16 protein-coding genes and 3 rRNA genes (1 of these 19 cut by a window edge) are annotated in these 21,896 nt (G+C 60.1%); 14 read left to right on the plus strand and 5 right to left on the minus strand.

Going from position 1 to position 21,896, the window contains the following annotated elements; all coding sequences use genetic code 11:
• The 4 genes from J3D60_RS21950 to J3D60_RS21965 all read left to right on the plus strand — a co-directional run.
• Nucleotides 1-1,729: ribosomal RNA gene (locus J3D60_RS21950) — 23S ribosomal RNA — on the plus strand; it begins 1,163 nt to the left of the window's first position.
• A 152-nt stretch (nt 1,730-1,881) separates the two neighbouring features.
• Nucleotides 1,882-1,997: ribosomal RNA gene (rrf, locus tag J3D60_RS21955) — 5S ribosomal RNA — on the plus strand.
• Nucleotides 1,998-2,106: 109 nt separating this feature from the next.
• Nucleotides 2,107-2,222: ribosomal RNA gene (gene rrf / locus J3D60_RS21960) — 5S ribosomal RNA — on the plus strand.
• 377 nt (nt 2,223-2,599) lie between these two features.
• Nucleotides 2,600-4,480 carry a methyl-accepting chemotaxis protein gene (locus J3D60_RS21965; RefSeq protein WP_027608051.1) on the plus strand — a complete coding sequence of 627 codons (1,881 nt, stop codon included), beginning with the start codon at nt 2,600-2,602 and terminating at the stop codon, nt 4,478-4,480.
• A 38-nt stretch (nt 4,481-4,518) separates the two neighbouring features.
• On the opposite strand, the gene J3D60_RS21970 is transcribed toward J3D60_RS21965, so the two are convergent.
• The 5 genes from J3D60_RS21970 to J3D60_RS21990 form a co-directional block, all read right to left on the minus strand.
• On the minus strand, nt 4,519-4,983 hold the full coding sequence (locus tag J3D60_RS21970; RefSeq protein WP_065940988.1) for an SRPBCC family protein: 465 nt from the start codon (nt 4,981-4,983) through the stop codon (nt 4,519-4,521).
• A 19-nt stretch (nt 4,984-5,002) separates the two neighbouring features.
• The gene (locus J3D60_RS21975; RefSeq protein ID WP_253492736.1) at nt 5,003-8,380 is read right to left on the minus strand and encodes an amino acid adenylation domain-containing protein; all 3,378 of its coding nucleotides are present in this window, start codon (nt 8,378-8,380) and stop codon (nt 5,003-5,005) included.
• Nucleotides 8,377-9,315 (minus strand): diiron oxygenase, encoded by a 939-nt coding sequence (locus J3D60_RS21980; RefSeq protein WP_253492737.1) that lies wholly within the window; start codon nt 9,313-9,315, stop codon nt 8,377-8,379. The genes J3D60_RS21975 and J3D60_RS21980 overlap by 4 nt, the downstream gene beginning before the upstream one ends.
• Nucleotides 9,312-10,070 carry a DUF3050 domain-containing protein gene (locus J3D60_RS21985; RefSeq protein WP_065940991.1) on the minus strand — a complete coding sequence of 253 codons (759 nt, stop codon included), beginning with the start codon at nt 10,068-10,070 and terminating at the stop codon, nt 9,312-9,314. The genes J3D60_RS21980 and J3D60_RS21985 overlap by 4 nt, the downstream gene beginning before the upstream one ends.
• A 337-nt stretch (nt 10,071-10,407) precedes the next feature.
• Complete coding sequence (locus tag J3D60_RS21990) at nt 10,408-11,115, minus strand: GntR family transcriptional regulator (protein ID WP_065940992.1); 708 nt, start codon at nt 11,113-11,115, stop codon at nt 10,408-10,410.
• A gap of 265 nt (nt 11,116-11,380) precedes the next feature.
• On the opposite strand from J3D60_RS21990, the gene J3D60_RS21995 reads away from it, so the two are divergent.
• From J3D60_RS21995 to J3D60_RS22040, 10 genes are all read left to right on the plus strand, one after another.
• Nucleotides 11,381-12,274, plus strand: coding sequence for a TauD/TfdA family dioxygenase (locus J3D60_RS21995; protein ID WP_065940993.1), 894 nt, complete (start codon nt 11,381-11,383; stop codon nt 12,272-12,274).
• Between the two features lie 14 nt (nt 12,275-12,288).
• Nucleotides 12,289-13,314 (plus strand): ABC transporter substrate-binding protein, encoded by a 1,026-nt coding sequence (locus tag J3D60_RS22000; protein WP_065940994.1) that lies wholly within the window; start codon nt 12,289-12,291, stop codon nt 13,312-13,314.
• A 1-nt stretch (nt 13,315) separates the two neighbouring features.
• Nucleotides 13,316-14,167, plus strand: a complete 852-nt coding sequence (locus J3D60_RS22005) for an ABC transporter ATP-binding protein (RefSeq protein ID WP_253492738.1) — start codon at nt 13,316-13,318, stop codon at nt 14,165-14,167.
• A 12-nt stretch (nt 14,168-14,179) separates the two neighbouring features.
• Complete coding sequence (locus J3D60_RS22010; protein WP_253492739.1) at nt 14,180-15,028, plus strand: ABC transporter permease; 849 nt, start codon at nt 14,180-14,182, stop codon at nt 15,026-15,028.
• Between the two features lie 59 nt (nt 15,029-15,087).
• Nucleotides 15,088-16,008: a LysR family transcriptional regulator gene (locus tag J3D60_RS22015; protein WP_027608061.1), complete on the plus strand. Its 921-nt coding sequence runs from the start codon at nt 15,088-15,090 to the stop codon at nt 16,006-16,008.
• A 234-nt stretch (nt 16,009-16,242) separates the two neighbouring features.
• Nucleotides 16,243-17,778: an MFS transporter gene (locus J3D60_RS22020; RefSeq protein WP_253492740.1), complete on the plus strand. Its 1,536-nt coding sequence runs from the start codon at nt 16,243-16,245 to the stop codon at nt 17,776-17,778.
• Nucleotides 17,779-17,793: 15 nt separating this feature from the next.
• Nucleotides 17,794-18,852: an HlyD family secretion protein gene (locus J3D60_RS22025; RefSeq protein WP_253492742.1), complete on the plus strand. Its 1,059-nt coding sequence runs from the start codon at nt 17,794-17,796 to the stop codon at nt 18,850-18,852.
• Nucleotides 18,849-20,294: an efflux transporter outer membrane subunit gene (locus J3D60_RS22030; RefSeq protein WP_065940999.1), complete on the plus strand. Its 1,446-nt coding sequence runs from the start codon at nt 18,849-18,851 to the stop codon at nt 20,292-20,294. Before J3D60_RS22025 ends, J3D60_RS22030 begins: the two co-directional genes overlap by 4 nt.
• Nucleotides 20,295-20,367: 73 nt before the next feature.
• Nucleotides 20,368-20,877, plus strand: a complete 510-nt coding sequence (locus J3D60_RS22035) for a sigma-70 family RNA polymerase sigma factor (protein ID WP_141605216.1) — start codon at nt 20,368-20,370, stop codon at nt 20,875-20,877.
• Nucleotides 20,874-21,824, plus strand: a complete 951-nt coding sequence (locus tag J3D60_RS22040) for a FecR domain-containing protein (protein ID WP_253492744.1) — start codon at nt 20,874-20,876, stop codon at nt 21,822-21,824. Before J3D60_RS22035 ends, J3D60_RS22040 begins: the two co-directional genes overlap by 4 nt.
• The last annotated feature ends 72 nt before the right edge of the window (nt 21,825-21,896 follow it).

Below are 21,896 nucleotides of genomic sequence, written 5' to 3' on the forward strand. Positions count from 1 at the left end.
TAAGTGATGCGGTAGAGGAGCGTTCTGTAAGCCTGTGAAGGTGAGTTGAGAAGCTTGCTGGAGGTATCAGAAGTGCGAATGCTGACATGAGTAACGATAATGGGTGTGAAAAACACCCACGCCGAAAGACCAAGGTTTCCTGCGCAACGTTAATCGACGCAGGGTTAGTCGGTCCCTAAGGCGAGGCTGAAAAGCGTAGTCGATGGAAAACAGGTTAATATTCCTGTACTTCTGGTTATTGCGATGGAGGGACGGAGAAGGCTAGGCCAGCTTGGCGTTGGTTGTCCAAGTTTAAGGTGGTAGGCTGAGATCTTAGGTAAATCCGGGATCTTAAGGCCGAGAGCTGATGACGAGTTAACTTTTAGTTAACGAAGTGGTTGATGCCATGCTTCCAAGAAAAGCTTCTAAGCTTCAGGTAACCAGGAACCGTACCCCAAACCGACACAGGTGGTTGGGTAGAGAATACCAAGGCGCTTGAGAGAACTCGGGTGAAGGAACTAGGCAAAATGGCACCGTAACTTCGGGAGAAGGTGCGCCGGTGAGGGTGAAGGACTTGCTCCGTAAGCCCATGCCGGTCGAAGATACCAGGCCGCTGCGACTGTTTATTAAAAACACAGCACTCTGCAAACACGAAAGTGGACGTATAGGGTGTGACGCCTGCCCGGTGCCGGAAGGTTAATTGATGGGGTTAGCTAACGCGAAGCTCTTGATCGAAGCCCCGGTAAACGGCGGCCGTAACTATAACGGTCCTAAGGTAGCGAAATTCCTTGTCGGGTAAGTTCCGACCTGCACGAATGGCGTAACGATGGCGGCGCTGTCTCCACCCGAGACTCAGTGAAATTGAAATCGCTGTGAAGATGCAGTGTATCCGCGGCTAGACGGAAAGACCCCGTGAACCTTTACTATAGCTTTGCACTGGACTTTGAATTTGCTTGTGTAGGATAGGTGGGAGGCTTTGAAGCGTGGACGCCAGTCTGCGTGGAGCCAACCTTGAAATACCACCCTGGCAACTTTGAGGTTCTAACTCAGGTCCGTTATCCGGATCGAGGACAGTGTATGGTGGGTAGTTTGACTGGGGCGGTCTCCTCCTAAAGAGTAACGGAGGAGTACGAAGGTGCGCTCAGACCGGTCGGAAATCGGTCGTAGAGTATAAAGGCAAAAGCGCGCTTGACTGCGAGACAGACACGTCGAGCAGGTACGAAAGTAGGTCTTAGTGATCCGGTGGTTCTGTATGGAAGGGCCATCGCTCAACGGATAAAAGGTACTCCGGGGATAACAGGCTGATACCGCCCAAGAGTTCATATCGACGGCGGTGTTTGGCACCTCGATGTCGGCTCATCACATCCTGGGGCTGAAGCCGGTCCCAAGGGTATGGCTGTTCGCCATTTAAAGTGGTACGCGAGCTGGGTTTAGAACGTCGTGAGACAGTTCGGTCCCTATCTGCCGTGGACGTTTGAGATTTGAGAGGGGCTGCTCCTAGTACGAGAGGACCGGAGTGGACGAACCTCTGGTGTTCCGGTTGTCACGCCAGTGGCATTGCCGGGTAGCTATGTTCGGAATAGATAACCGCTGAAAGCATCTAAGCGGGAAACTAGCCTCAAGATGAGATCTCACTGGGACCTTGAGTCCCCTGAAGGGCCGTCGAAGACTACGACGTTGATAGGTTGGGTGTGTAAGCGCTGTGAGGCGTTGAGCTAACCAATACTAATTGCCCGTGAGGCTTGACCATATAACACCCAAGCAATTTGCGTCGAAAGGCCAGATTGCGGTGTGTGAAGACGCAATGAACCGAAAGTTCGAGATTTCACAAAACACCGACAGCTGTCACATACCCAATTTGCTGAAGCGAGGCCCGCTGGCCACGACTCAGTACCCGAATTTCTTGACGACCATAGAGCATTGGAACCACCTGATCCCATCCCGAACTCAGCAGTGAAACGATGCATCGCCGATGGTAGTGTGGGGTTTCCCCATGTGAGAGTAGGTCATCGTCAAGATTAAATTCCGAAACCCCTGTTTGCTAACGCAGACAGGGGTTTCGTTTATGTAGAAGTCCATGAATTTCATCGGCACGTTGCTAAAGCAACGCTCCGGTACACAGAATTTCTTGACGACCATAGAGCATTGGAACCACCTGATCCCATCCCGAACTCAGCAGTGAAACGATGCATCGCCGATGGTAGTGTGGGGTTTCCCCATGTGAGAGTAGGTCATCGTCAAGATTAAATTCCAGAACCCCTGTCTGCTTATGCAGACAGGGGTTTTGTCGTTTAGAGGGTTTATGAACTCTGTAAGCGAACAGCAACTACGCCTACCCAACTCCCAAATCATGTTCATGGCACTGATCTGCTTTAAGAGCACGACACAGGTAGTAGGAAAGAATTTTTTACTTTTAAATCTTGTACGACAACCTTTGGTCGGTTTCCAACGTAAAAGGGCAATTCATCCCACAATTTTCTAAGCTTTCCTCCCGCTTGGCCGAAAGCCTGATGAGCCATGCGTGCACCGAAATAGAGCGGCTCGAGACGCCGCCTATACCGTTACATGGAATGTTCCTCTCGGCACGCTCACCCCCATTTGGCAAAAAGAAGTCGATGAAATGAATCTCAAATTCAGTCATAAAATTCTGTTGGCCGCGTCAGGCGTTGTGGTTCTGGCCTTCGCGTTATTCACGCTTTACAACGATTACCTGCAGCGCAGCACCATCAAACAGAATCTGGAGTCGTCTATCCAGCAGTCCGGTGAGCTCACCGCGAGTAGTGTGCAGAACTGGCTTAGCGGTCGAATACTGGTGCTCGAAAGTCTGACGCAAAACGTTGCCCATCAGGGTAGTGCTGCTGATCTCCCAGGGTTGGTCGATCAACCGGCGTTCACCTCGAACTTCCAGTTCACCTACGTTGGCCAAACCAACGGTGTGTTCACCCAGCGCCCGGACGCAAAAATGCCTGACGGCTACGACCCTCGTCAGCGTCCTTGGTACAAGCAAGCCGTGGCTGCCGATAAACCCATGCTCACGCCGCCCTATATGGCCGCCGTAGGTGGGCAGATCGTAACTATTGCTATGCCGGTGAAAAAGAACGGCGAGTTGCTCGGCGTGGTCGGCGGAGACCTGAGCCTGCAAACCCTGGTAAAAATCATCAATTCGGTGGACTTCGGCGGCATCGGCCATGCGTTCCTGGTCAGCGGCGACGGCCAAGTCATCGTAAGTCCTGACGAAGACCAGGTGATGAAAAACCTCAAGGACATCTACCCAGGCACTAACGTCCGTATTGAGAAAGTTAATCAGGACGTAGTTCTCAAGGGCCAGGATCGCATCCTGTCGTTCACACCTATCAGTGGCTTGCCCGGTGCAGATTGGTATATCGGCCTGTCGATTGATAAAGACAAAGCCTACGCACCGCTGGGCAAATTCCGTACGTCTGCATTGATCGCCATGCTGATCGCCGTAGTCGCGATTGCCGTGCTCTTGAGTCTGTTGATTCAAGTGTTACTGCGGCCCCTGACCACCATGGGCATTGCCATGCAGGACATTGCCCAAGGTGAGGGCGACCTGACCCGCCGCTTGACGGTCACCAGTAAAGACGAGTTCGGTGAGGTGGGTAGCGCGTTCAACCGGTTCGTGGAGCGTATCCACGCCTCGATTTCCGAAGTGTCTTCTGCAACACGTCAGGTGCATGACCTGTCTCAGCGTGTGATGGCATCATCCAACGCCTCGATCATCGGCTCTGATGAGCAAAGCGCGCGCACCAACAGTGTGGCCGCTGCAATCAACGAACTGGGGGCTGCCACCCAGGAAATTGCGCGTAACGCCGCCGATGCTTCACAGCACGCCAGCGGTGCCAGCGAGCAGGCCGATGATGGGCGTAAAGTGGTCGAGCAAACCATCCTGGCAATGTCGGAGCTGTCGCAGAAAATCAGCCTGTCCTGCACTCAGATCGAAACCCTGAACGCCAGCACCGACAATATCGGCCACATCCTTGATGTGATCAAAGGCATCTCCCAGCAAACCAACTTGCTGGCACTGAACGCTGCGATTGAAGCAGCACGTGCCGGGGAAGCTGGACGTGGGTTTGCCGTGGTCGCCGACGAGGTGCGTAACCTGGCTCACCGTACCCAGGAGTCGGCTGAGGAGATTCATAAAATGATCACTTCGCTGCAAGTGGGGTCGCGTGAAGCAGTGACCACCATGAATGCCAGCCAGACCTCCAGTGAGGAAAGTGTCCAGGTGGCCAACCAGGCCGGTGAGCGCCTGGTCAGCGTAACGCAGCGAATTGTCGAGATCGACGGCATGAACCAGTCCGTCGCTGCGGCCACCGAGGAACAAACTGCCGTGGTGGAAACCCTCAACGTCGATATCAACCAGATCAACCTGCTGAACCAGCAGGGCGTGACCAACCTCAACGAGACCCTGAAAGACTGCGATGCGTTGTCGCAACAGGCCAATCGGTTGAAGCAACTGGTCGATAGCTTCAAGATCTGAGCCGCTGAGTGTACGGGTAGGAGCGAGCCGTTTCGCTCCTACTGCTTACCCAGCAAACGGCGAACATTGTCCAGCGCGCTGTCTGCGAAGCCTTGTACAAACTGTTCAAATCCTTCCTGTGCCGTCTCCAGGGGGTCGGCAATGATGGTCCAGGTTACCTTGGAGCAGTGTGCTCCAAGCGCTTCCACTTTGATTGCGGCCCACAACCTGGCCACGCCCAGGGTGTTGTAGATCGTGGTCCAGGTCATGTGCATCGCTTGCTCATCCCGGCTATTGAGTTGTTCTACGACGCGGTTGCCATCGCGGAAAAATTTCGTGCGTAAAGCGCCCACTCCGGTGCCGATCATTTCGATATGCGTCAAGGAAGGGATGAACGCATCGAAGCCTGCAAACTGCCCCACCATGTTCCATAGACGATTGGCATGGCAGTCGATCACCACAGAGGACACTATCGGCTGGCCGTTCGGGTTATGAATTAACGTATCGGGTTGCAGCGGTTTCATGAAGTTGTCCTGAAGCGGTTCAAAGAAAGCCGATGGCCTTGAGGTAGTTGCAGCCTTTACTCAGCAGTGCCGGGTCTTTTTCGGGGTATTGCTCACCCATCTGCTGAACGCCGCGTTGCGCGTTGTGATGGAGGATCATCGAGGTGTCACCGATGTCTTCATCCAGTCGATCAAGGTAAAACCCGAGGACACCAAACATCGCATTGTCCTGGCTTACCGTTCGCAGCGCCTGCTGCCAATGCGCAGTACTTACCCGCTCGAACCGGTGGCCCGCCCGGTTGAATGCATCCAGGTAGTGCTCCCAGCTCAGTGGTTGTGGGTTATGCAGGTTGAATACGCTTCTATCGGCTTGAAAGCGATTGCAGTGGAACGCAATGAAGCGAGCCAGAAAGTCCACGGGCATCAGGTCGAAATTCAGGTCCAACCTCGGCAGCAAGCCCAACTGCAGCGACCCCTTGAGCATCAACATCAGGCGATTCTTTTGTGGCTGGCAGATACCGTTATGGCTGTTGAAGCTGATATTTCCAGGACGATGGACGTTCACCCAGGCTCCTTGCTCCACTGCACGTCCCAGGACCCGCTCGGCGACCCACTTGGACAGGTTGTAGCCATTTCGGATGTACAGCGGCAGGGTGGCTGCCGCCGGAGCTTCGAGCACATGCCCCGTCGTGCCGATGCTGCTGGCGGCCGACAACGTCGAGACAAAGTTGAAGACTTTCTTGCAGCGGGTTTCGCACAGGCGCAGGCATTCGAATATGGGGTCGACGTTGTCCCTGGTCAGTGAGGCGTAGTCCAGCACGTGGTTGACCCGTGCTGCGTTGTGCACCAGGGCGCCAAAGTCTGTGGCGAGTGCGTCATACGCGTCACCGGCCAAACCCAATCGTGGCAGGCTGACATCGGCGGCGAATACTCGCACCCGGCTCAAGTCCAGATGTTCCAGTTGGTAGTCACGCAACGCCTGGGTAAAACGAGCCATCGCAGGACTCCCCGGCAAGTCACGCACCAGGCAGGCCACCTCGGTGGCACCGGCGTTCAACAACGCCTCGACAATATGGACGCCGACGAAGCTGTTCGCCCCCGTCACGATCACCTTGTGCGGATTGCCTGCGCGGTCCCCTCGCAACGGATTGATTTCCCACTCCCGTTGAGCGTCCATGGCCGCTTGGGCAGAGGATGCGTCTGGCAGTTCACCATCCTCCATCAGCGTTGCGAGCGTACGAATAGTCGGTACTTCAATGAAATGGCTCAACGCGAAACTACGGCCAAATTGCTCGCGAACGCGCAACAACAGCGTCGACAGCAAAATCGAATGGCCGCCCAGTGCAAAGAAGCTTTCATCGATGGGCAACTGGCTGGTGGGCAAGCCCAGCAGCTCACCCCAAAGGTCGCTCAATCGCGCTTGAAGCGGCGTATGTGCGGCGCGGGGAGTGGCCTGCAAAATGGGAAGGAAGGGTCGCAACAGCAGCCCCTTGCGGTCAACTTTGCCGTTGTCGCTGTGCGGCATGGCTGGCAGTTCCACCCAGAAACCAGGTTGCATGTAGTCCGGTAGCCACTGGCGCGCATGCTGCTGCAAGGCCACCAGCGAAGCGTTGGGTTCGGGCTGGGCGACAAAGGCGCAGATCCTGCTTCCATGGTCGATCACCACGGCCAGCTCGCGATACAGCCTGCTGCTGCGCAGGCATTGTTCAATCTCCCGAGGGTCGACCCGAAAGCCGCGGATCTTTACCTGATCGTCGCGACGCCCACCCAGCACAATCCCTTCGGCGGTCCACTGCGCCAAGTCACCGCTGCGGTAGGCCCGAAGCGTTTGGCCGCCCGGCACCAGCAGTTCGACGAACGGGCTGTCAGCCTGCGGCGGCGCATTCACATATCCCAGGCTTACTCCGGGCCCGACGATGTATAGCTCGCCCATCACCCGCTCATCCACCGGTTGCAGATCGTCATCAAGGATCAGCACCTGGCTATTGGCGATGGGGTGGCCGACATTGCGATTATTGTCGTCGGGGGCGAACGTCCGGTGCGTAATCAATACTGTGGTTTCGGTGGGGCCATAGAGGTTGTGCAACTGACACTGTCCTGCCAGCCGCTCGATTACATGGGGTTCGCAGGCATCGCCACCGGTGAGCAGGTGCGTCAGGCCCAGAGGGGGAACCAGCGGCAGGATGTTGAGCAGTGCAGGCGGCAGGAAGGCATGAGTGACGCGCTGTCGGCGGAGCAGTTCCACCAGTTGCCCAGGGTCGCGTCGCTGTTCCTCACTGGGGACGATCAACTCGGCGCCAGCAATCAGGGCGGGGAAGATTTCGATCAATGACGAGTCGAAACCCAGGGGCGAAAACTGCAGGACGCGGCTCCGTTCATCCAGTGTCATGCAGGACCCGAACCAAGCGGTGAAATGCGCCAGGTTACCTTGGCTGAGCAGCACACCCTTGGGCTGGCCCGTACTGCCCGATGTATAGAGCACCATGCACGGCATATCCGAGCAGGGGCGATCGTGCATCAGCGAGGATGGGGAGCTGGCGTTGTGCGGCTCGACTGTGCTGACATCCAGTGAAATGAAACGCTCCCGTAATGGATGTTGGCCGGCATCCAGCAATACGCGGGCCCCGGCGTTTTCGAGCATGACCCGATGGCGTTGTGTGGGTTGATCAGGTCCCAGTGGCAGGTACACCGCGCCACTGCCCAGTATGGCAAGAATGCTGGCATACAATTCCACGGATTTTTCCAGGCATACAGCGATCACCGGTGGCGCCTCAAGCGCCTCCAGCAGCGGGCGCAATCGCAGCTGAATCGCCATGGCCTGCAGGTGCAGTTGGCGGTAGGTCACGGTGTGCCCCGCAATGTTCAGCGCCTGCCGGTCGGCGAACAGGTGAAGGCTGGCCTGCACCCGTTCGATCACCGGTACCTGGGCTTCCTGGATCAGGGCAGGGTTTGCCGTACGATTGAATCGATGCATAAATGCCAACGGCTCAAGCTCGTGCAGGCCGTGCTCGGGCCAGTCAGTGGCAATCGCGCGTGTAGACAGAGACTCGGGGTCACGTGAGAAGCCACTGACCAGCAGCGCGATCCAATCCACCAGCGCGGTTGTTGCCTGCCGACGCAATCGCTGGCCGTTGCCACTGGGCTCCTCGGCGATGTCCAGCAAGGCGAACAAGCGTCGGCCATGGCCATAGGCGCGCACTTGCAGCGCAGGCAACCCACCGTCGCTCAACGGGCCTATCCCCAGGCGCAGACTTATACAGGTGGTTTCGCCCACGTCATCCGGCAACGGCAGGCTGCCGTCTTCAATCCACAGGTCGGTGGCCTCATGCCCTGAAACATGGCCGTACTGTTCCAGCATTGGCCTGATTTCGCCCAGTGCCTTGCTTGTGCCGCACCAGCCGATGGTCAGGCACCTCATGGCGACACCGACAGGTAGTCGTTCAGCACTTGCCCCACACTCGGCGTTTGCAGCAAGCCGCTGTGTTGCAGGAAGCCCATGATGTTGCCCATCAACGGGTGCTGGCGGGTGATGGGGAACGCCAGCGCTGATATTTCATCGCGCAGCACACCGCGCAGGCGCTCGTTGATGTCCAGGTGTTCGATCAGGTGCAGGTCGAAGTTTTTCTGCAGGTCGTTGGTCAGGTAATGTGCCAGGAATGTCGGCAGTACGTGAGCGATGCTGTCACGGTCCTCCGGGCTCGCGGCTTGCCAGTAGATGCGCACCAGCCGCGTCCAGAACTGCGCGTGGCGACCTTCGTCAAACAGGTGGTCGTCCATCAAGCCTCGTATGGAGGCCTTGACACTGAGGTCCTTGGAAAACGCTGCGACATCGTGGGTCACGGTGTTTTCGGCGATGGCTACGCCAATCAGCTCCACAGCATCGCTCAGGTGTTCCGGAGCTTGCGCCTGCGCCGCCGGCAGCGCGCGACTCAGTTCGATATGCCCGGGCAGGTCAATCGGTTGTATGCCCGTCATTGCGACAGTCTGTTGCATGAAATCCAGGGCCACCAAGGCGTGGTAGTCCTCGTCTACCACAACCGTCATCGCATCAACGCGACAGGCAAGCGGGAAGGGCACCGAGAAGCGATTCTTGGCAATGCTGCGCGCGGTCTTGTCGACGATTTCGGTTTCGAAAATCACCACATCGTGGATGAACTTATAGAAGCTTTGCACCAGCACGAAGTCGCGCCATTGCGAGCAATGTTCCATGAAGGTCGCGTTGAGTACCAAGGGCTGACGGCACAGTGGGTAGATCAGCTTGTCGTCGTCTTCCAACAGGCGACGAGGACGGGTTCGGATGGTGGCGCGGCGTTCCCAGTCGTCGGCGATGGTGGTGTAGCCGGCGGTATTCATGGGTACACCTCGTGCAGCGCGGCGCGCACCTCGTCCCAGAACGTGATACGGCTTTCTACGGCGGCAAGGGCTGCGTCATGGGCCTGTTGCGGATAAGCCGGGTCTGCACCCACCAGGCGTTCGAGCAGTTCTTCAGCTGCTGGCCCGTGATGTTCAGTGTCCAACTCGATGTGGCGCCTGAAGTAGCCACACAAGGCCGGTGCCTGGCGATGGATGAGCGTATCGGGCTGCAGGAGGTGTTCGAACATACTTGGGATGACACGCTCACGCCCATGAAGGAATGCGGCTGCTACGCAATGGGTAGGGGCTTGCAGCGCAATGTGCAGCGTGTCGCTGACGAAGCGCGCGGCCCCAGCAGGAACATCGGCCATGCGCAGGGCTGTGCTTGCTTCCACCTCCTGGTGCAGCAGTGCAATGAAACGGTGTATCGCCGAGGTGCTGGCGCCGACTTCGACCATGGCTTCCAGGTACCATTCGAAGTGGCTGCAATGGCCTTGCCTGGGGTGTGAGTCTGATTCTTCGCCCAGCACAATCTCATTGATCAGGCGTGCAGCTTGCGGGTCGGCCGGTGGCAGCCAGGGTAGCCGAGTGCAGGTCAGGTCCTGCTGCAGGCGTTTGGTGAGCGTCATGAAGTCCCAGACAGCGAATACATGGTTTTCCATGAACAGTCGTAACTTTTCCAGCGAAGTTATTTCCAGAAATAACGGATGGCTGCACAACAGCCGTTTTCTTTGTTCCAGTAAAGGTGGGTACATAGTTGATGCCTATAAATTATTGCGTCGCCGCTAAAACAACGTTGGGCTTTTGTGTGCCGCAGAAGATAAAAAAGATGTAAACCAGGCTTTGCGCGCACGAGCGCTCACGCAAGTGGGACTGCACGGTCGAATTAAGTGGCTGGTTTAGTGATGAAAGATAATAAGCGGGTTAAACAAGTTGGCCAGTATATGAATGCATTAGATGTTTTTCTAAATAATATAAGCTGTCGGCAACTTACTTTATAAGAGTGGGAAGTTTCTTCTGCGCGGGGCGCTACTTGGCCAGGTAGGGCACCCCGCAGTGCTCGACGGGCAAGCCGAGCGACCTGACGCCTTGTTAAAGCGTCTTCTTTGCGGCGGCGTCGAGATTATCGAGATAGGTTGTGATCACGTCCATCCCGCGCATCAAGTGATTACGCAGCGTCAGGATGCTTTCCTCGACCTTCTTTTGTGTCACCAGGTTCAGCAGTTCACGGTGGTCTTCCTGGGAGGTCTCGCCGAGTCCCATCGCCTCGAGGTTGAAACGCAGGAAGCGCTCCTCCTCATTCAGCCCGTGCTCCACCAGCTTGAGCAGCCGCTGGTTGGGGGCCTTGCCATACAGGGTCATGTGGAACAGGCGATTGAGACGACCAATCTCGGTGTAGTCTTTTTCCTGTTCCAGGGCACAGATGAGCGTGTCTGCCTCGGTGATATCGGCTTCGGTCAGCAAGGGAATCGACAAACGCAGGGCTTCAGACTCCAGCAACATTCGCAGCTCATAGGTCTCAGCCGAATTGTCTTCGATCAACGGTGCAACCACGGCGCCCTTGTGGGTGACCACATGCAGCAGTGACTGCGCCTCCAACTGGCGCAAGGCTTCACGCACCGGCATGCGGCTGACCCCGAACAGGCTGGCCAGCTCCTGCTGACGCATGGCGGTACCGCAGGGCAAGCGGCCATCAAGGATGGCATTGCGCAAGGTTTCTTCAATCACGGAGCGAGCAAGATGGGCAGGAATAGGGCCGGTGATCTTGATGCTGTTCAACGGGTTCGGCTTCTGCGTCACGGTTACGCTATCCTCCTTATTAAAATAGGGTGGCTAATTGGATCCAATGCACACTAGAGGCTGCCCATAGGCTTGTCAAACGGGCACGGTTTCGGCTTGTAAGCGTTTCAACGTGCGACTCCGGCGGCCCACGCGCGGGTTTTGCCAGGTCTGACACGCCGCTGACGTATTGCGACATTACCGCATATATATATTCCCTAACGGTATTTAAATTACCGTTCTTATGCCTATAAAGTCACTCTCCTGTCTGACCGGGAGTGAACTCATGTCCGCCACCTCTACTGTTCCAACAGCGACCCTTGCCACTCAAACGTTCGAGATTCGACCACTGCCCGGCAGCGTCGGTGCCGAGATTGTCGGCCTGGATTTGTCCCGGCCAGTCAACGACCAGGATTTCGCCCGCATTCATCGCGCGCACCTGGATCACCACGTCGTGGTGTTCCGCGACCAACGCATCACCCCCGAACAACAGATCGCTTTCAGCCGCCGCTTTGGCGTCCTGCAGATCCACGTGCTCAAGCAGTTCCTGCTGGCCAACCACCCGGAGATCCTGATCGTCTCCAACATCATCGAAAACGGCCAATCCATCGGCCTGGGTGACGCAGGCAAATTCTGGCACTCGGACCTGTCCTATAAAGAGCTGCCGAGCTTGGGCTCGATGCTCCACGCCCAGGAGCTGCCGTCCGAAGGCGGCGATACCCTGTTTGCCGACATGCACAAAGCCTGGGACCAACTGCCCGAGCACCTGCGCAAAGCCGTGGAAGGCCGCAGTGCCGCGCACTCTTATACCGCGCGCTACAGCGAAACCAAATTCGAAGGCAACTGGCGCCCGACGTTGACGCCCGAGCAGCTTGCCCAAGTCGCGGAAGTGGTTCACCCCATCGTGCGCACCCACCCGGAAAACGGCCGCAAGGCGCTGTTCGTCAGCGAAGGGTTCACCACCCGCATCGTCGGCCTGCCGGAAGACGAAAGTCGCGACCTGCTGGCCCAGCTCTACGCCCACAGCGTGCTGCCGCACAACATCTACCGCCACCAATGGCAGCCCCACGACCTGGTGTTCTGGGACAACCGCTCGCTGATCCACCTGGCCGCCGGTTGCCCGAGCCATCTGCGCCGCAAGCTGTTTCGCACCACCATCCAGGGCGACGCGCCTTTCTGATTCGGAGCATGACCATGTCCAGGAAAACCCCATTTGCGCGGCTGGCCGCGACCGTCGGCCTCGGTATCAGCCTGTTGGCCGGCAGCCTGCTGGCGCCGACGGCTGCGCAGGCCGAAGGCGAGATCCGCATCGCCGAACAGTTCGGTATCGTCTACCTGCTGCTTAACGTGGTGCGCGACCAGAACCTGATCGAAAAATACGGCAAGCAGGAAGGTCTCGACATCAAGGTCGATTGGACCCAGCTGTCCGGCGGCGCAGCGGTCAACGACGCACTGCTCTCCGGCTCGATCGATATCGCCGGTGCCGGCGTCGGCCCGCTGTTGACCATCTGGGACCGCACCCGTGGCAAGCAGAACGTCAAGGCCGTGGCCTCCCTGGGCAACTTCCCCTACTACCTGGTCAGTAACAATCCCAAGGTCAAGACCATTGCCGACTTCACCGACAAGGACCGTATCGCCGTGCCGGCGGTGGGCGTGTCGGTACAGTCGCGCTTCCTGCAATACGCCGCCGCCAAGCAATGGGGCGACAAGGAATTCAATCGCCTCGACAAGTACACCGTCGCCGTCCCGCACCCGGATGCCACCGCTGCCCTGATCGCCGGCGGCACCGAACTGACCGGGCACTTTTCCAACCCGCCGTTCCAGGACCAGGCCCTGGCCAACCCGAACGTGCATGTGGTGCTGAACACCTACGACCTGCTGGGGCCGAACTCGCCAACGGTGCTGTTCGCCACCGAGAAATTCCGTAACGACAACCCGAAAACCTACAAGGCATTTGTCGAGGCGCTGACCGAAGCCGCGCAATTCGCCCAGAACGATAAAGGCGCGGCGGCCGACACTTACATTCGCGTCACCAAGGCCAAGATCGACCGCGCTGAGTTGCTGAAAATCATCGACAACCCACAATTCGAATTCAGCGTCACGCCGAAAAACACCTACCCGCTGGCGGAATTCCTCTACCGCGTCGGCGCCATCAAAAACAAGCCTGAATCGTGGAAGGACTACTTCTTCCAGGACGCCAAGCCCCTGCAAGGAAGTTGAGATGAACGCGCCCTTGCAAGGCCACACGGCCAGCAACCTGCACACCCCCTTGCCATTGCTGGCAGTGGACAACGTCAGCCTGGAATACCGCACCCCCGAGCGCGTGGTGCGCGCCACTCACCAGGTCAGTTTCGAAATCGACCCGGCGGATCGCTACGTGTTGCTCGGCCCCTCGGGTTGCGGCAAATCCACGCTGCTAAAGTCAATTGCCGGGTTTATCAAGCCCTGCGAAGGCGAGATCCGCCTGCTGGGGCAAAAGGTCGAACAGCCGGGCCCGGACCGCATCGTGGTGTTCCAGGAATTCGACCAGCTGCCGCCGTGGAAAACCGTCAAGCAGAACGTGATGTTTCCGCTGCTGGCGTCGAAGACCTTACCGCGGTGCGAAGCCGAAGAACGGGCGCTGCACTACCTCGACAAAGTCGGCCTCAGCGCCTTTGCCGACGCTTACCCGCACACGCTGTCCGGCGGTATGAAAGCCCGCGTGGCCATCGCCCGCGCCCTGGCCATGCAGCCGAAGATCCTGCTGATGGACGAACCCTTCGCCGCCCTCGACGCCCTGACCCGGCGCAAGATGCAGGAAGAATTGCTGCTGCTCTGGGAAGAGGTGCGCTTCACCCTGCTGTTCGTCACCCACTCCATCGAAGAAGCGCTGGTGGTGGGCAATCGCATCCTGTTGCTGTCGCCGCACCCGGGGCGCGTGCGCGCGGAAATCCACAGCCATCAATACGACCTGCACAGCCTCGGTGGCGTGGAGTTCCAGGCGTCGGCGCGGCGGATTCATCGCCTGTTGTTCGATGAAGCGCCCGAGGCCGAACGTGAGTTGGGTTTCGCCGACATCCGCATCGCTTACTAAGGGGACAACCCAATGCGCCAGGAATACGAAGTTACCCTTGAGCCGCTGCTCAGCGTCCCCGTTGAACGCGAACTGCCCCTGCGCCAACGCCTGTGGCAGCAAGGCTGGCTGCGCAAGGGCCTGATCCTGATCGTGCTCGCGATCCTTTGGGAAGCCGTCGCGCGCTACCAGAACAACGACCTGCTGCTGCCCAGCTTCCTGCAGACCTTTCACGCGCTCTATGACGGCCTGCTCAGTGGCGAACTGCTGGGCAAGGTGAGCATCTCGCTGGTGGTACTGATCAAGGGCTACCTGATCGGTATCGTGCTGGCGTTTGCCCTGACCACCCTCGCGGTGTCGACGCAACTGGGTCGTGACCTGCTGAGCACCCTGACCTCGATGTTCAACCCGCTGCCGGCCATCGCCTTATTGCCGCTGGCGCTGCTGTGGTTCGGCCTGGGCCAGAACAGCCTGATTTTCGTGCTGGTGCATTCGGTGTTGTGGGCGCTGGCGCTCAACACCTATTCCGGGTTTCTCGGCGTGTCCGAAACCCTGCGCATGGCCGGTCGCAACTATGGCCTCAAGGGCATGCGTTTCGTGTTGTTCATCCTGATCCCGGCGGCACTGCCGTCGATCCTCGCCGGGCTGAAAATCGGCTGGGCCTTCGCCTGGCGCACCCTGATCGCCGCCGAGCTGGTGTTCGGTGCGACCAGCGGCAAGGGCGGCCTGGGCTGGTACATCTTCCAGAACCGCAACGAGCTGTACACCGACAAGGTATTCGCCGGCCTGGCGGTGGTGATCCTGATCGGCCTGCTGGTGGAAAACCTGGTGTTCGACACCTTCGAGCGGCTCACCGTGAAACGGTGGGGCATGCAGCGCTGATACCCCCAGCCTGCTACGATTGCGGCCAGCTCACTCCCGACTGACCACGAGTGCTTGGCATGCAACTACCCGACATGAACCTGTTGGTCGCCCTCGACGCCTTGCTCGACGAGGGCAGCGTGGTGGGCGCCGCGCGGCGGATGAACCTCAGCCCGGCGGCCATGAGCCGTACCCTCACACGTATTCGCGAAGCGGTAGGCGACCCGATCCTGGTGCGCGCCGGTCGCGGCCTGGTGCCGACGCCCAAGGCCTTGCAGCTGCAAGGCCAGGTGCGCAACGTGGTGGAGCAGGCCGCGCTGTTGTTTCGCTCGGCGGATCAGGTTGACCTGAGCACCCTGCGCCGTCGCTTCAGCGTGCGCGCCAATGACTTTTTCATCGGTGTGTATGGCGGTCGGCTGTTCGACACAATGGAGCGCATGGCGCCCCTGTGCGAGCTGTGTTTCGTGCCTGAAGGCGACACCGATGATGAAGCCCTGCGCGAAGGGCGGCTGGACCTGCGCGTGAGCAACACCATGCCGGTCACTCCGGAAGTGAAGGTGCAGAACCTGTTTTCCACCACCTTCGTGGGCCTCGCGCGGGAGGACCATCCGTTGTTTGACGACGAGATCACCGCCGCGCGCTTCGCCAGCTATTCCCATATCAGTATCTCGCGGCGTGGCATCGCCCGTGGGCCGATCGACACCGCGTTGAATGCCCAGGGCCTGGAGCGGCGGGTGGCGATGATCGCCCCGGGGTTTCACGGTGCGATGTTCATGTTGCCCGATTCCGACCTGATTCTGCCGGTGCCCAAGGAAGCCCTGTTGAGCGCCAACCGCTTGAAGCTGCCACTGCGCGCGTTTGCGCTGCCGATCTCGCTGCCGACGTTGGTATTGGCTCAATCCTGGCACCCGCGCTTCGACAAAGACCCGGCTCATAAGTGGCTGCGCGAAACCATGCGCGAAAGTTGCCACGCCACCTGGCTGGAAGCCCAACCCACCTGATCTACAAGCCATGCACGGTAAAAATGTGGGAGGGGCTTGCTCCCGATTGCGGTGGATTAGATAGAAAATCTGGGTCTGGCACACAGCAATCGGGAGCAAGCCCCCTCCCACAAGGGTTCTATAGTGAATCCAGGATTGCGCCTGGCGCACTTATACCCTGCCAACATGTAACTTTTTGTCATGCATGTGTCTGATTAAACTGCTCGGGTATTTCTAATTCCGAGCTGCCTGTTCATGACTTCCCTCGCTGCCCCCACCCTTGCGGCCGCAGCCAGACCCACCGCCATCACCCCGCCTGTATTTGGCCCGCGCATCATCATCGGCCTGGTCGGCGTGTTGCTGGCGGTGCTGGTGTCCGGCCTCAACGAGATGGTCACCAAGGTGGCCCTCGCGGATATTCGCGGCGCGCTGTACATCGGCTTTGACGAAGGCACCTGGCTGGTGGCCGCGTACACGGCCACTTCCGTGTCGGCCATGGCCTTCGCGCCCTGGTGTTCGGTGACGTTTTCCCTGCGGCGCTTCACCCTGTGCGCCATTGGCCTGTTCACCGTGCTCGGGATCCTGTGCCCGTTTGCGCCGAACTACCAAAGCCTGCTGCTGCTGCGTACCGTCCAGGGCCTGGCCGGCGGTGCCTTGCCGCCGATGCTGATGACCGTGGCGCTGCGCTTCCTGCCGGCCAACGTCAAGCTGTATGGTCTGGCTGGCTACGCACTTACCGCCACGTTCGGGCCGAGCCTCGGCACGCCGTTGGCGGCGCTGTGGACCGAGTATGTCGGCTGGCAGTGGGCGTTCTGGCAGATCGTCGGGCCGTGTCTGTTGGCCATGGCCGCCGTGGCCTACGGTTTGCCGCAAGACCCGCTGCGCCTGGAGCGCTTCAAGCAATTCAATTGGCGCGGCCTGCTACTCGGGTTTCCGGCGATCTGCATGCTGGTGATCGGCATTCTGCAGGGCAATCGCCTGGACTGGTTCGAGTCGGGCCTGATCACCTTCCTGCTATGCGGCGGCAGTGTGCTGCTGGTGCTGTTCATGCTCAATGAATGGCCGCACCCGATGCCGTTTTTCAAATTGCAGATGCTCGGCCTGCGCAACCTGGCGTTTGCCCTGGTCGTGCTGGCAGGCGTGCTGATGGTGCTGACCTCGGTGATCATCATCCCCTCGAGTTTCCTCGCCCAGGTCCAGGGTTATCGCCCATTGCAAACCGCGCCGGTGATGCTGCTGATGGCGCTGCCGCAATTGATCGCGCTGCCGCTGGTGGCGGCGTTGTGCAACCTGCGCTGGGTCGATTGCCGCTGGGTTTTGGGGATCGGGCTGGGGATGTTGGTGCTGTGTTGCGTGGGCAGCGCGCACCTGACCTCGGCGTGGATTCGCGATGATTTCTACGGCCTGTACCTGCTGCAAATCTTCGGGCAGCCCATGGCGGTGTTGCCGCTGCTGATGCTCTCCACCGGCAGCATTCAACCGGCGGATGGGCCGTTCGCTTCGGCCTGGTTCAACACCGTCAAAGGCCTGGCTGCCGTGATTGCCACCGGCGTGCTGGATGCGCTGACCACCCAGCGCCTGCACTTTCACTCGACCATGCTGGTGGACCGCCTGGGTAACTCGCCCCTGGCCGACGGCGATGCGCCGGGCCTGGCCCACCGCCTGCACGAGCAGGCCGTGGTGCTGACTTCTTCGGACCTCTATTACGTCATGGCCGCTGTCGCGGTGGCGTTGATCCTGCTGATTTTCTGGATGCCCACGCGGATTTTTCCGCCTCGCGCACCGACCTAGCCACAAGGACTTCCCATGAAACGCAAAGACAAAATCTCCGTCTCCGTTATCGCCGTGTTTGCCGTCGGGGTGCTGGTGTACCTGGTCGCGCCCGGCCTGTTGGGCAACAAGCGCCAGGCCACCAACGACGCCTTCGTCGCCGCCGATTTCACCCTGGTGGCGCCACGTGTGGCAGGCTTTATCAAGGAAGTGCTGGTGGAAGACAACCAGCGCGTCAAGGCCGGGCAACTGCTGGCGCTGATCGACGACCGCGATTTTCGCGCCGCCGCCCAGGCCGCCGACGCCGACACCCTGGTCGCTCAGGCCCAGCTGAAAAACGCCACCGCGACCCTGGAGCGCCAAAGCTCGGTGATCGCCCAGGCCCAGGCCACCGTGGCGGCAGACCGCGCCGAAGTGGCCTTCGCCGAACATGAACTGAACCGCTACAACCACCTCGCCGGCGTGGGTGCGGGTACCGTGCAGAACGCCCAGCAAGCCAAGACCCGCATCGACCAGGCCACCGCGCGCCTGGCTAACGCCACGGCGGTGTTGGCGGCCGAGCGCAAGCAGGTGGAAATCCTCACGGCCCAGCGCGATGCCGCTGAAGGTGGACTCAAGCGTGCCCAGGCCGCGTTGGAAATGGCCAGCTATCAGCTGTCCTACACGCGCATCGTCGCGCCGGTGGATGGCATGGTTGGTGAGCGCGCGGTGCGGGTCGGTGCCTATGTGACCCCGGGCAGCAAGATCCTCGCGGTGGTGCCGTTGGCCGAGGCCTACGTGGTCGCCAACTTCCAGGAAACCCAGCTGTCCCATATGCACGCCGGCCAGGCCGTGCAGGTGCGGGTCGACAGCCTCGACGGGGAGTTGCTCAACGGCCACCTGGAGAGCCTCGCACCTGCCACGGGTGTGACCTTCGCATCGGTCAAGCCGGACAACGCGACCGGCAACTTCACCAAGGTGGTGCAGCGTATCCCGGTGAAAATCGTCCTCGAACCCAACCAACCGCTGACCGAGCGCCTGCGGGTCGGCATGTCGGTCGAGGCCAGCGTCGACACCCAGCCGGTCGCGCCGCAGCGTGAGGTGGCCCAGCAATGAGACACCTTGCCTGGCTCACCCTGAGTGTTATCAGCCTGAGTGCCTGCACTGTCGGGCCGGATTTTCAGCGCCCGCACACGCCGCAAGCCACGCGGTGGAGCGAACCTCAAGGGCGACAAGCCGCCAGCCGAGCAGTGAGTGATCCGCTGCAAGAGCGCTGGTGGGACGTGTTCCACGACGAGCAACTGTCGGCCCTCACGCGCCGCGCGCTGACCGATAACCTCGACCTGAAACTGGCCAGCAGCCGCCTGCAACAAAGCCGTGCGGTGCGCCAGGTGACTACCGCCGAGCGTTATCCCACTGTCGACGCCACGGGCGCCTACCAGCGTAAACGCAACAGCGGCAAAGGCTTGAACGACCCCTCCGGCGAAAACGGGCGTTCCGCGTTCAACCAGTGGGACGCGGGCTTCTCGGCGTCCTGGGAGCTGGACTTCTGGGGGCGGGTCAAACGCGAAACCGAAGCCGCCGACGCCACCCTGCAAGTGGCGGAAAACGATCGCCGCGCCGTGTTGTTATCGGTACTGGCCGAGACCGCCCAGGACTACATCCAACTGCGTGGCGTGCAAAATACCCGCGCGGTGACCGAGCAAAACCTCGACGTCGCCCGCCACAGCCTCAAGCTCTCGCAACTGCGCCTGGCTGACGGCGTGGCCACCGACCTGGACGTCGCCGAAGCCGCCGCCCAGGTCGCCGCCATCGAAGCGCGCCTGCCGGATCTGCAGCAACGCCAGGACCAGTTGATCAACGCCCTCAGCCTGTTGATGGGCGAGCCACCCCAGGCCCTGCACGCGCAATTGTCCAAGGACGCCGCCGTACCGCAGACCCAACGCCAGGTCGCCATTGGCCTGCCATCGGAACTCGCCGAACGCCGTCCGGATATCCGCCAGGCGGAAGCGCGGCTGCACGCCGCCACCGCCAGCATCGGCGTAGCCAAGGGCGATTTTTACCCGCGTATTACCTTGTCCGGCAGCCTCGGTTCCCAGGCCATGCAACTGTCGGATTTCGGCTCCTGGGGCTCCCGCGCGTTTGCCTTCGGCCCGCAAGTGAGCCTGCCACTGTTCAACGGCGGCCGCCTGCAAGGCATGCTGGACCTGCGCGAAGCCCAGCAACAGGAAGCGGCCCTGGCCTACCAGCACACCGTGCTGCGAGCCTGGCATGAAATCGACGACCAACTGACCCGCTACAACGCCAGCCAACTGCGTCGCGACAGCCTCGCCGAAGCCGTGCGCCAGAACCAGATCGCCCTGACCACCGCGCAGCACCAATACGTTGAAGGCGTGGTGGATTTCGTCAACGTGCTCACCGTGCAGAGCGCGCTGCTGGCCACGCAGGAGCAGTGGGTGGAGAGTTCCACCGGCGTGTCGTTGGCCATGGTCGGCCTGTACAAGGCGTTGGGCGGGGGGTGGGAATCGGTGTATCCGCTGCAAACCGCCGAGCGCTGAACCACAAAGAGTTTTGCCAGCCGCGAAACAAGGTGTAATGATAATTGCTCTCAATAATGCATCTGAGCTTTTCATGGACACCGCGACTGACGGCCAGCAACAGCTTCACCTCCTGTACCGCGACCATCACGGCTGGCTGCAAGGCTGGCTGCGCAAGCGCCTGGGCGACCGCGAACACGCCGCCGATGTGGCGCAGGACACCTTCCTGCGCCTGCTGGTCTCCGGTCGCTACCCCGGTGACAAGGAAAGCCGCAGCTACCTGGTGCAGATCGCGCGCAACCTGGTGATCGACCAATGGCGCCGCCTGCGTATCGAGCGCGCCTATCTGGAAAGCATCGCGCACCTGCCCGAGCCCGAGTCGCCGAGCCTGGAAACCCGTGCGCTGATCCTCGAAACCCTGATGCAGATCGACGCCATGCTCGACCGCATGCCCGACAACGTACGTCGCGCGTTCCTGCTCTCGCAGTTCGAAGGCCTGAGCTACGCGCAGATCGCCGAGCGCCTGGGCGTCACGGTCAGTTCGGTGCAGAAGTACATGACCCGCGCGATCATCGCCTGCTACCAGGTGGCGTACGCAGAATGAGGCCCGACGCCCCCATCTCCCCGGCCATTGTCGAGCAAGCCAGCGAATGGCTGATGCTGCACTGGAGCGGCGAGCTGCAAGACGAGCAACGCCTGGCGTTTGTGCAATGGCAGGCGGCGGATCCGGAACACCGTCGCGCCTGGCAACGTCTGCAGCACCTGCAACAAACCCTTGGCAGCGTGCCCATCGACAGCGCCCGTGCGGTGTTGCGCGACACCCCGGACACCCAGCGCCGCGCCGCGTTGAAACTGCTCGGCCTGCTGCTGGTGGCGGGTGGCAGCGGCTACCTGGTGCAGCGCAGCGAACCCTGGCAGGCAGCCTTTGCCGACTACCGCACCACCACCGGCGAGATTCGCCACATGACCCTCAGCGACGGCACGCGCCTGGACCTCAACAGCGACAGTGCAGTGGACCTGCGTTTCAGCGCCAGCGAGCGGCGCATTCGCCTGATCCGTGGCGAGATCCTGTTGACCAGCGGACACGACCCGGTGCGCCCTTTGATCGTCGAAACCCCGGCCGGTGACGTGCAGGCGCTGGGCACCCGTTTTGCCGTGTGCGAACTGCCCGATGGCAGCCGCGTCGACCTGTATGAAGGCCGCGTGCGGGTCACCCCGTTGCAGGGTCCTGCGGTGCAGATGAATGCCGGCGACAGCCTGTGGTTCAACTCGCGCCAAAGCTCGGCGTTGCCTGCGGTAAGTGCCAATGCCAGCAGTTGGACCGCGCATCGGCTGATCGCCGAGCGCCAGCCATTGGGCGAGTTTGTCGCGCAACTGAGCCGCTATCGTCCAGGCCTGTTGCGTTGTGATCAGGCGGTGTCAGGCCTGCTGCTGACGGGGGTGTTCCCGTTGAACGATACCGACGCGATCCTCGCGGCCCTGGAGCGTTCGCTGCCGGTGCAGGTGCAGTCGGTGACGCGCTACTGGGTGACCATCAAGGCGCGGGCCTGAAAATTTTTTTATCGATGCTTGTCGGTTTGCGCGCCCCGTTCGGGATACCTCTTGAAAGCCAATCAAGAAGCG

Source organism: Pseudomonas sp. S3E17 (assembly GCF_024168685.1).
Classification (GTDB): Bacteria; Pseudomonadota; Gammaproteobacteria; order Pseudomonadales; family Pseudomonadaceae; genus Aquipseudomonas; species Aquipseudomonas marginalis.

Bases quoted from the DNA above. Each gene is read 5' to 3' on its own strand.
- J3D60_RS22020 (WP_253492740.1), top strand. From the start codon at position 16,243: ATGACTTCCCTCGCTGCCCCCACCCTTGCGGCCGCAGCCAGACCCACC.
- J3D60_RS22040 (WP_253492744.1), top strand. From the start codon at position 20,874: ATGAGGCCCGACGCCCCCATCTCCCCGGCCATTGTCGAGCAAGCCAGC.
- J3D60_RS22005 (WP_253492738.1), top strand. From the start codon at position 13,316: ATGAACGCGCCCTTGCAAGGCCACACGGCCAGCAACCTGCACACCCCC.
- J3D60_RS22015 (WP_027608061.1), top strand. From the start codon at position 15,088: ATGCAACTACCCGACATGAACCTGTTGGTCGCCCTCGACGCCTTGCTC.
- J3D60_RS22010 (WP_253492739.1), top strand. From the start codon at position 14,180: ATGCGCCAGGAATACGAAGTTACCCTTGAGCCGCTGCTCAGCGTCCCC.
- J3D60_RS22030 (WP_065940999.1), top strand. From the start codon at position 18,849: ATGAGACACCTTGCCTGGCTCACCCTGAGTGTTATCAGCCTGAGTGCC.
- J3D60_RS22025 (WP_253492742.1), top strand. From the start codon at position 17,794: ATGAAACGCAAAGACAAAATCTCCGTCTCCGTTATCGCCGTGTTTGCC.
- J3D60_RS21965 (WP_027608051.1), top strand. From the start codon at position 2,600: ATGAATCTCAAATTCAGTCATAAAATTCTGTTGGCCGCGTCAGGCGTT.
- J3D60_RS21995 (WP_065940993.1), top strand. From the start codon at position 11,381: ATGTCCGCCACCTCTACTGTTCCAACAGCGACCCTTGCCACTCAAACG.
- J3D60_RS21970 (WP_065940988.1), bottom strand. From the start codon at position 4,983: ATGAAACCGCTGCAACCCGATACGTTAATTCATAACCCGAACGGCCAG.
- J3D60_RS21975 (WP_253492736.1), bottom strand. From the start codon at position 8,380: ATGAGGTGCCTGACCATCGGCTGGTGCGGCACAAGCAAGGCACTGGGC.
- J3D60_RS22000 (WP_065940994.1), top strand. From the start codon at position 12,289: ATGTCCAGGAAAACCCCATTTGCGCGGCTGGCCGCGACCGTCGGCCTC.
- J3D60_RS21980 (WP_253492737.1), bottom strand. From the start codon at position 9,315: ATGAATACCGCCGGCTACACCACCATCGCCGACGACTGGGAACGCCGC.
- J3D60_RS22035 (WP_141605216.1), top strand. From the start codon at position 20,368: ATGGACACCGCGACTGACGGCCAGCAACAGCTTCACCTCCTGTACCGC.
- J3D60_RS21985 (WP_065940991.1), bottom strand. From the start codon at position 10,070: ATGTACCCACCTTTACTGGAACAAAGAAAACGGCTGTTGTGCAGCCAT.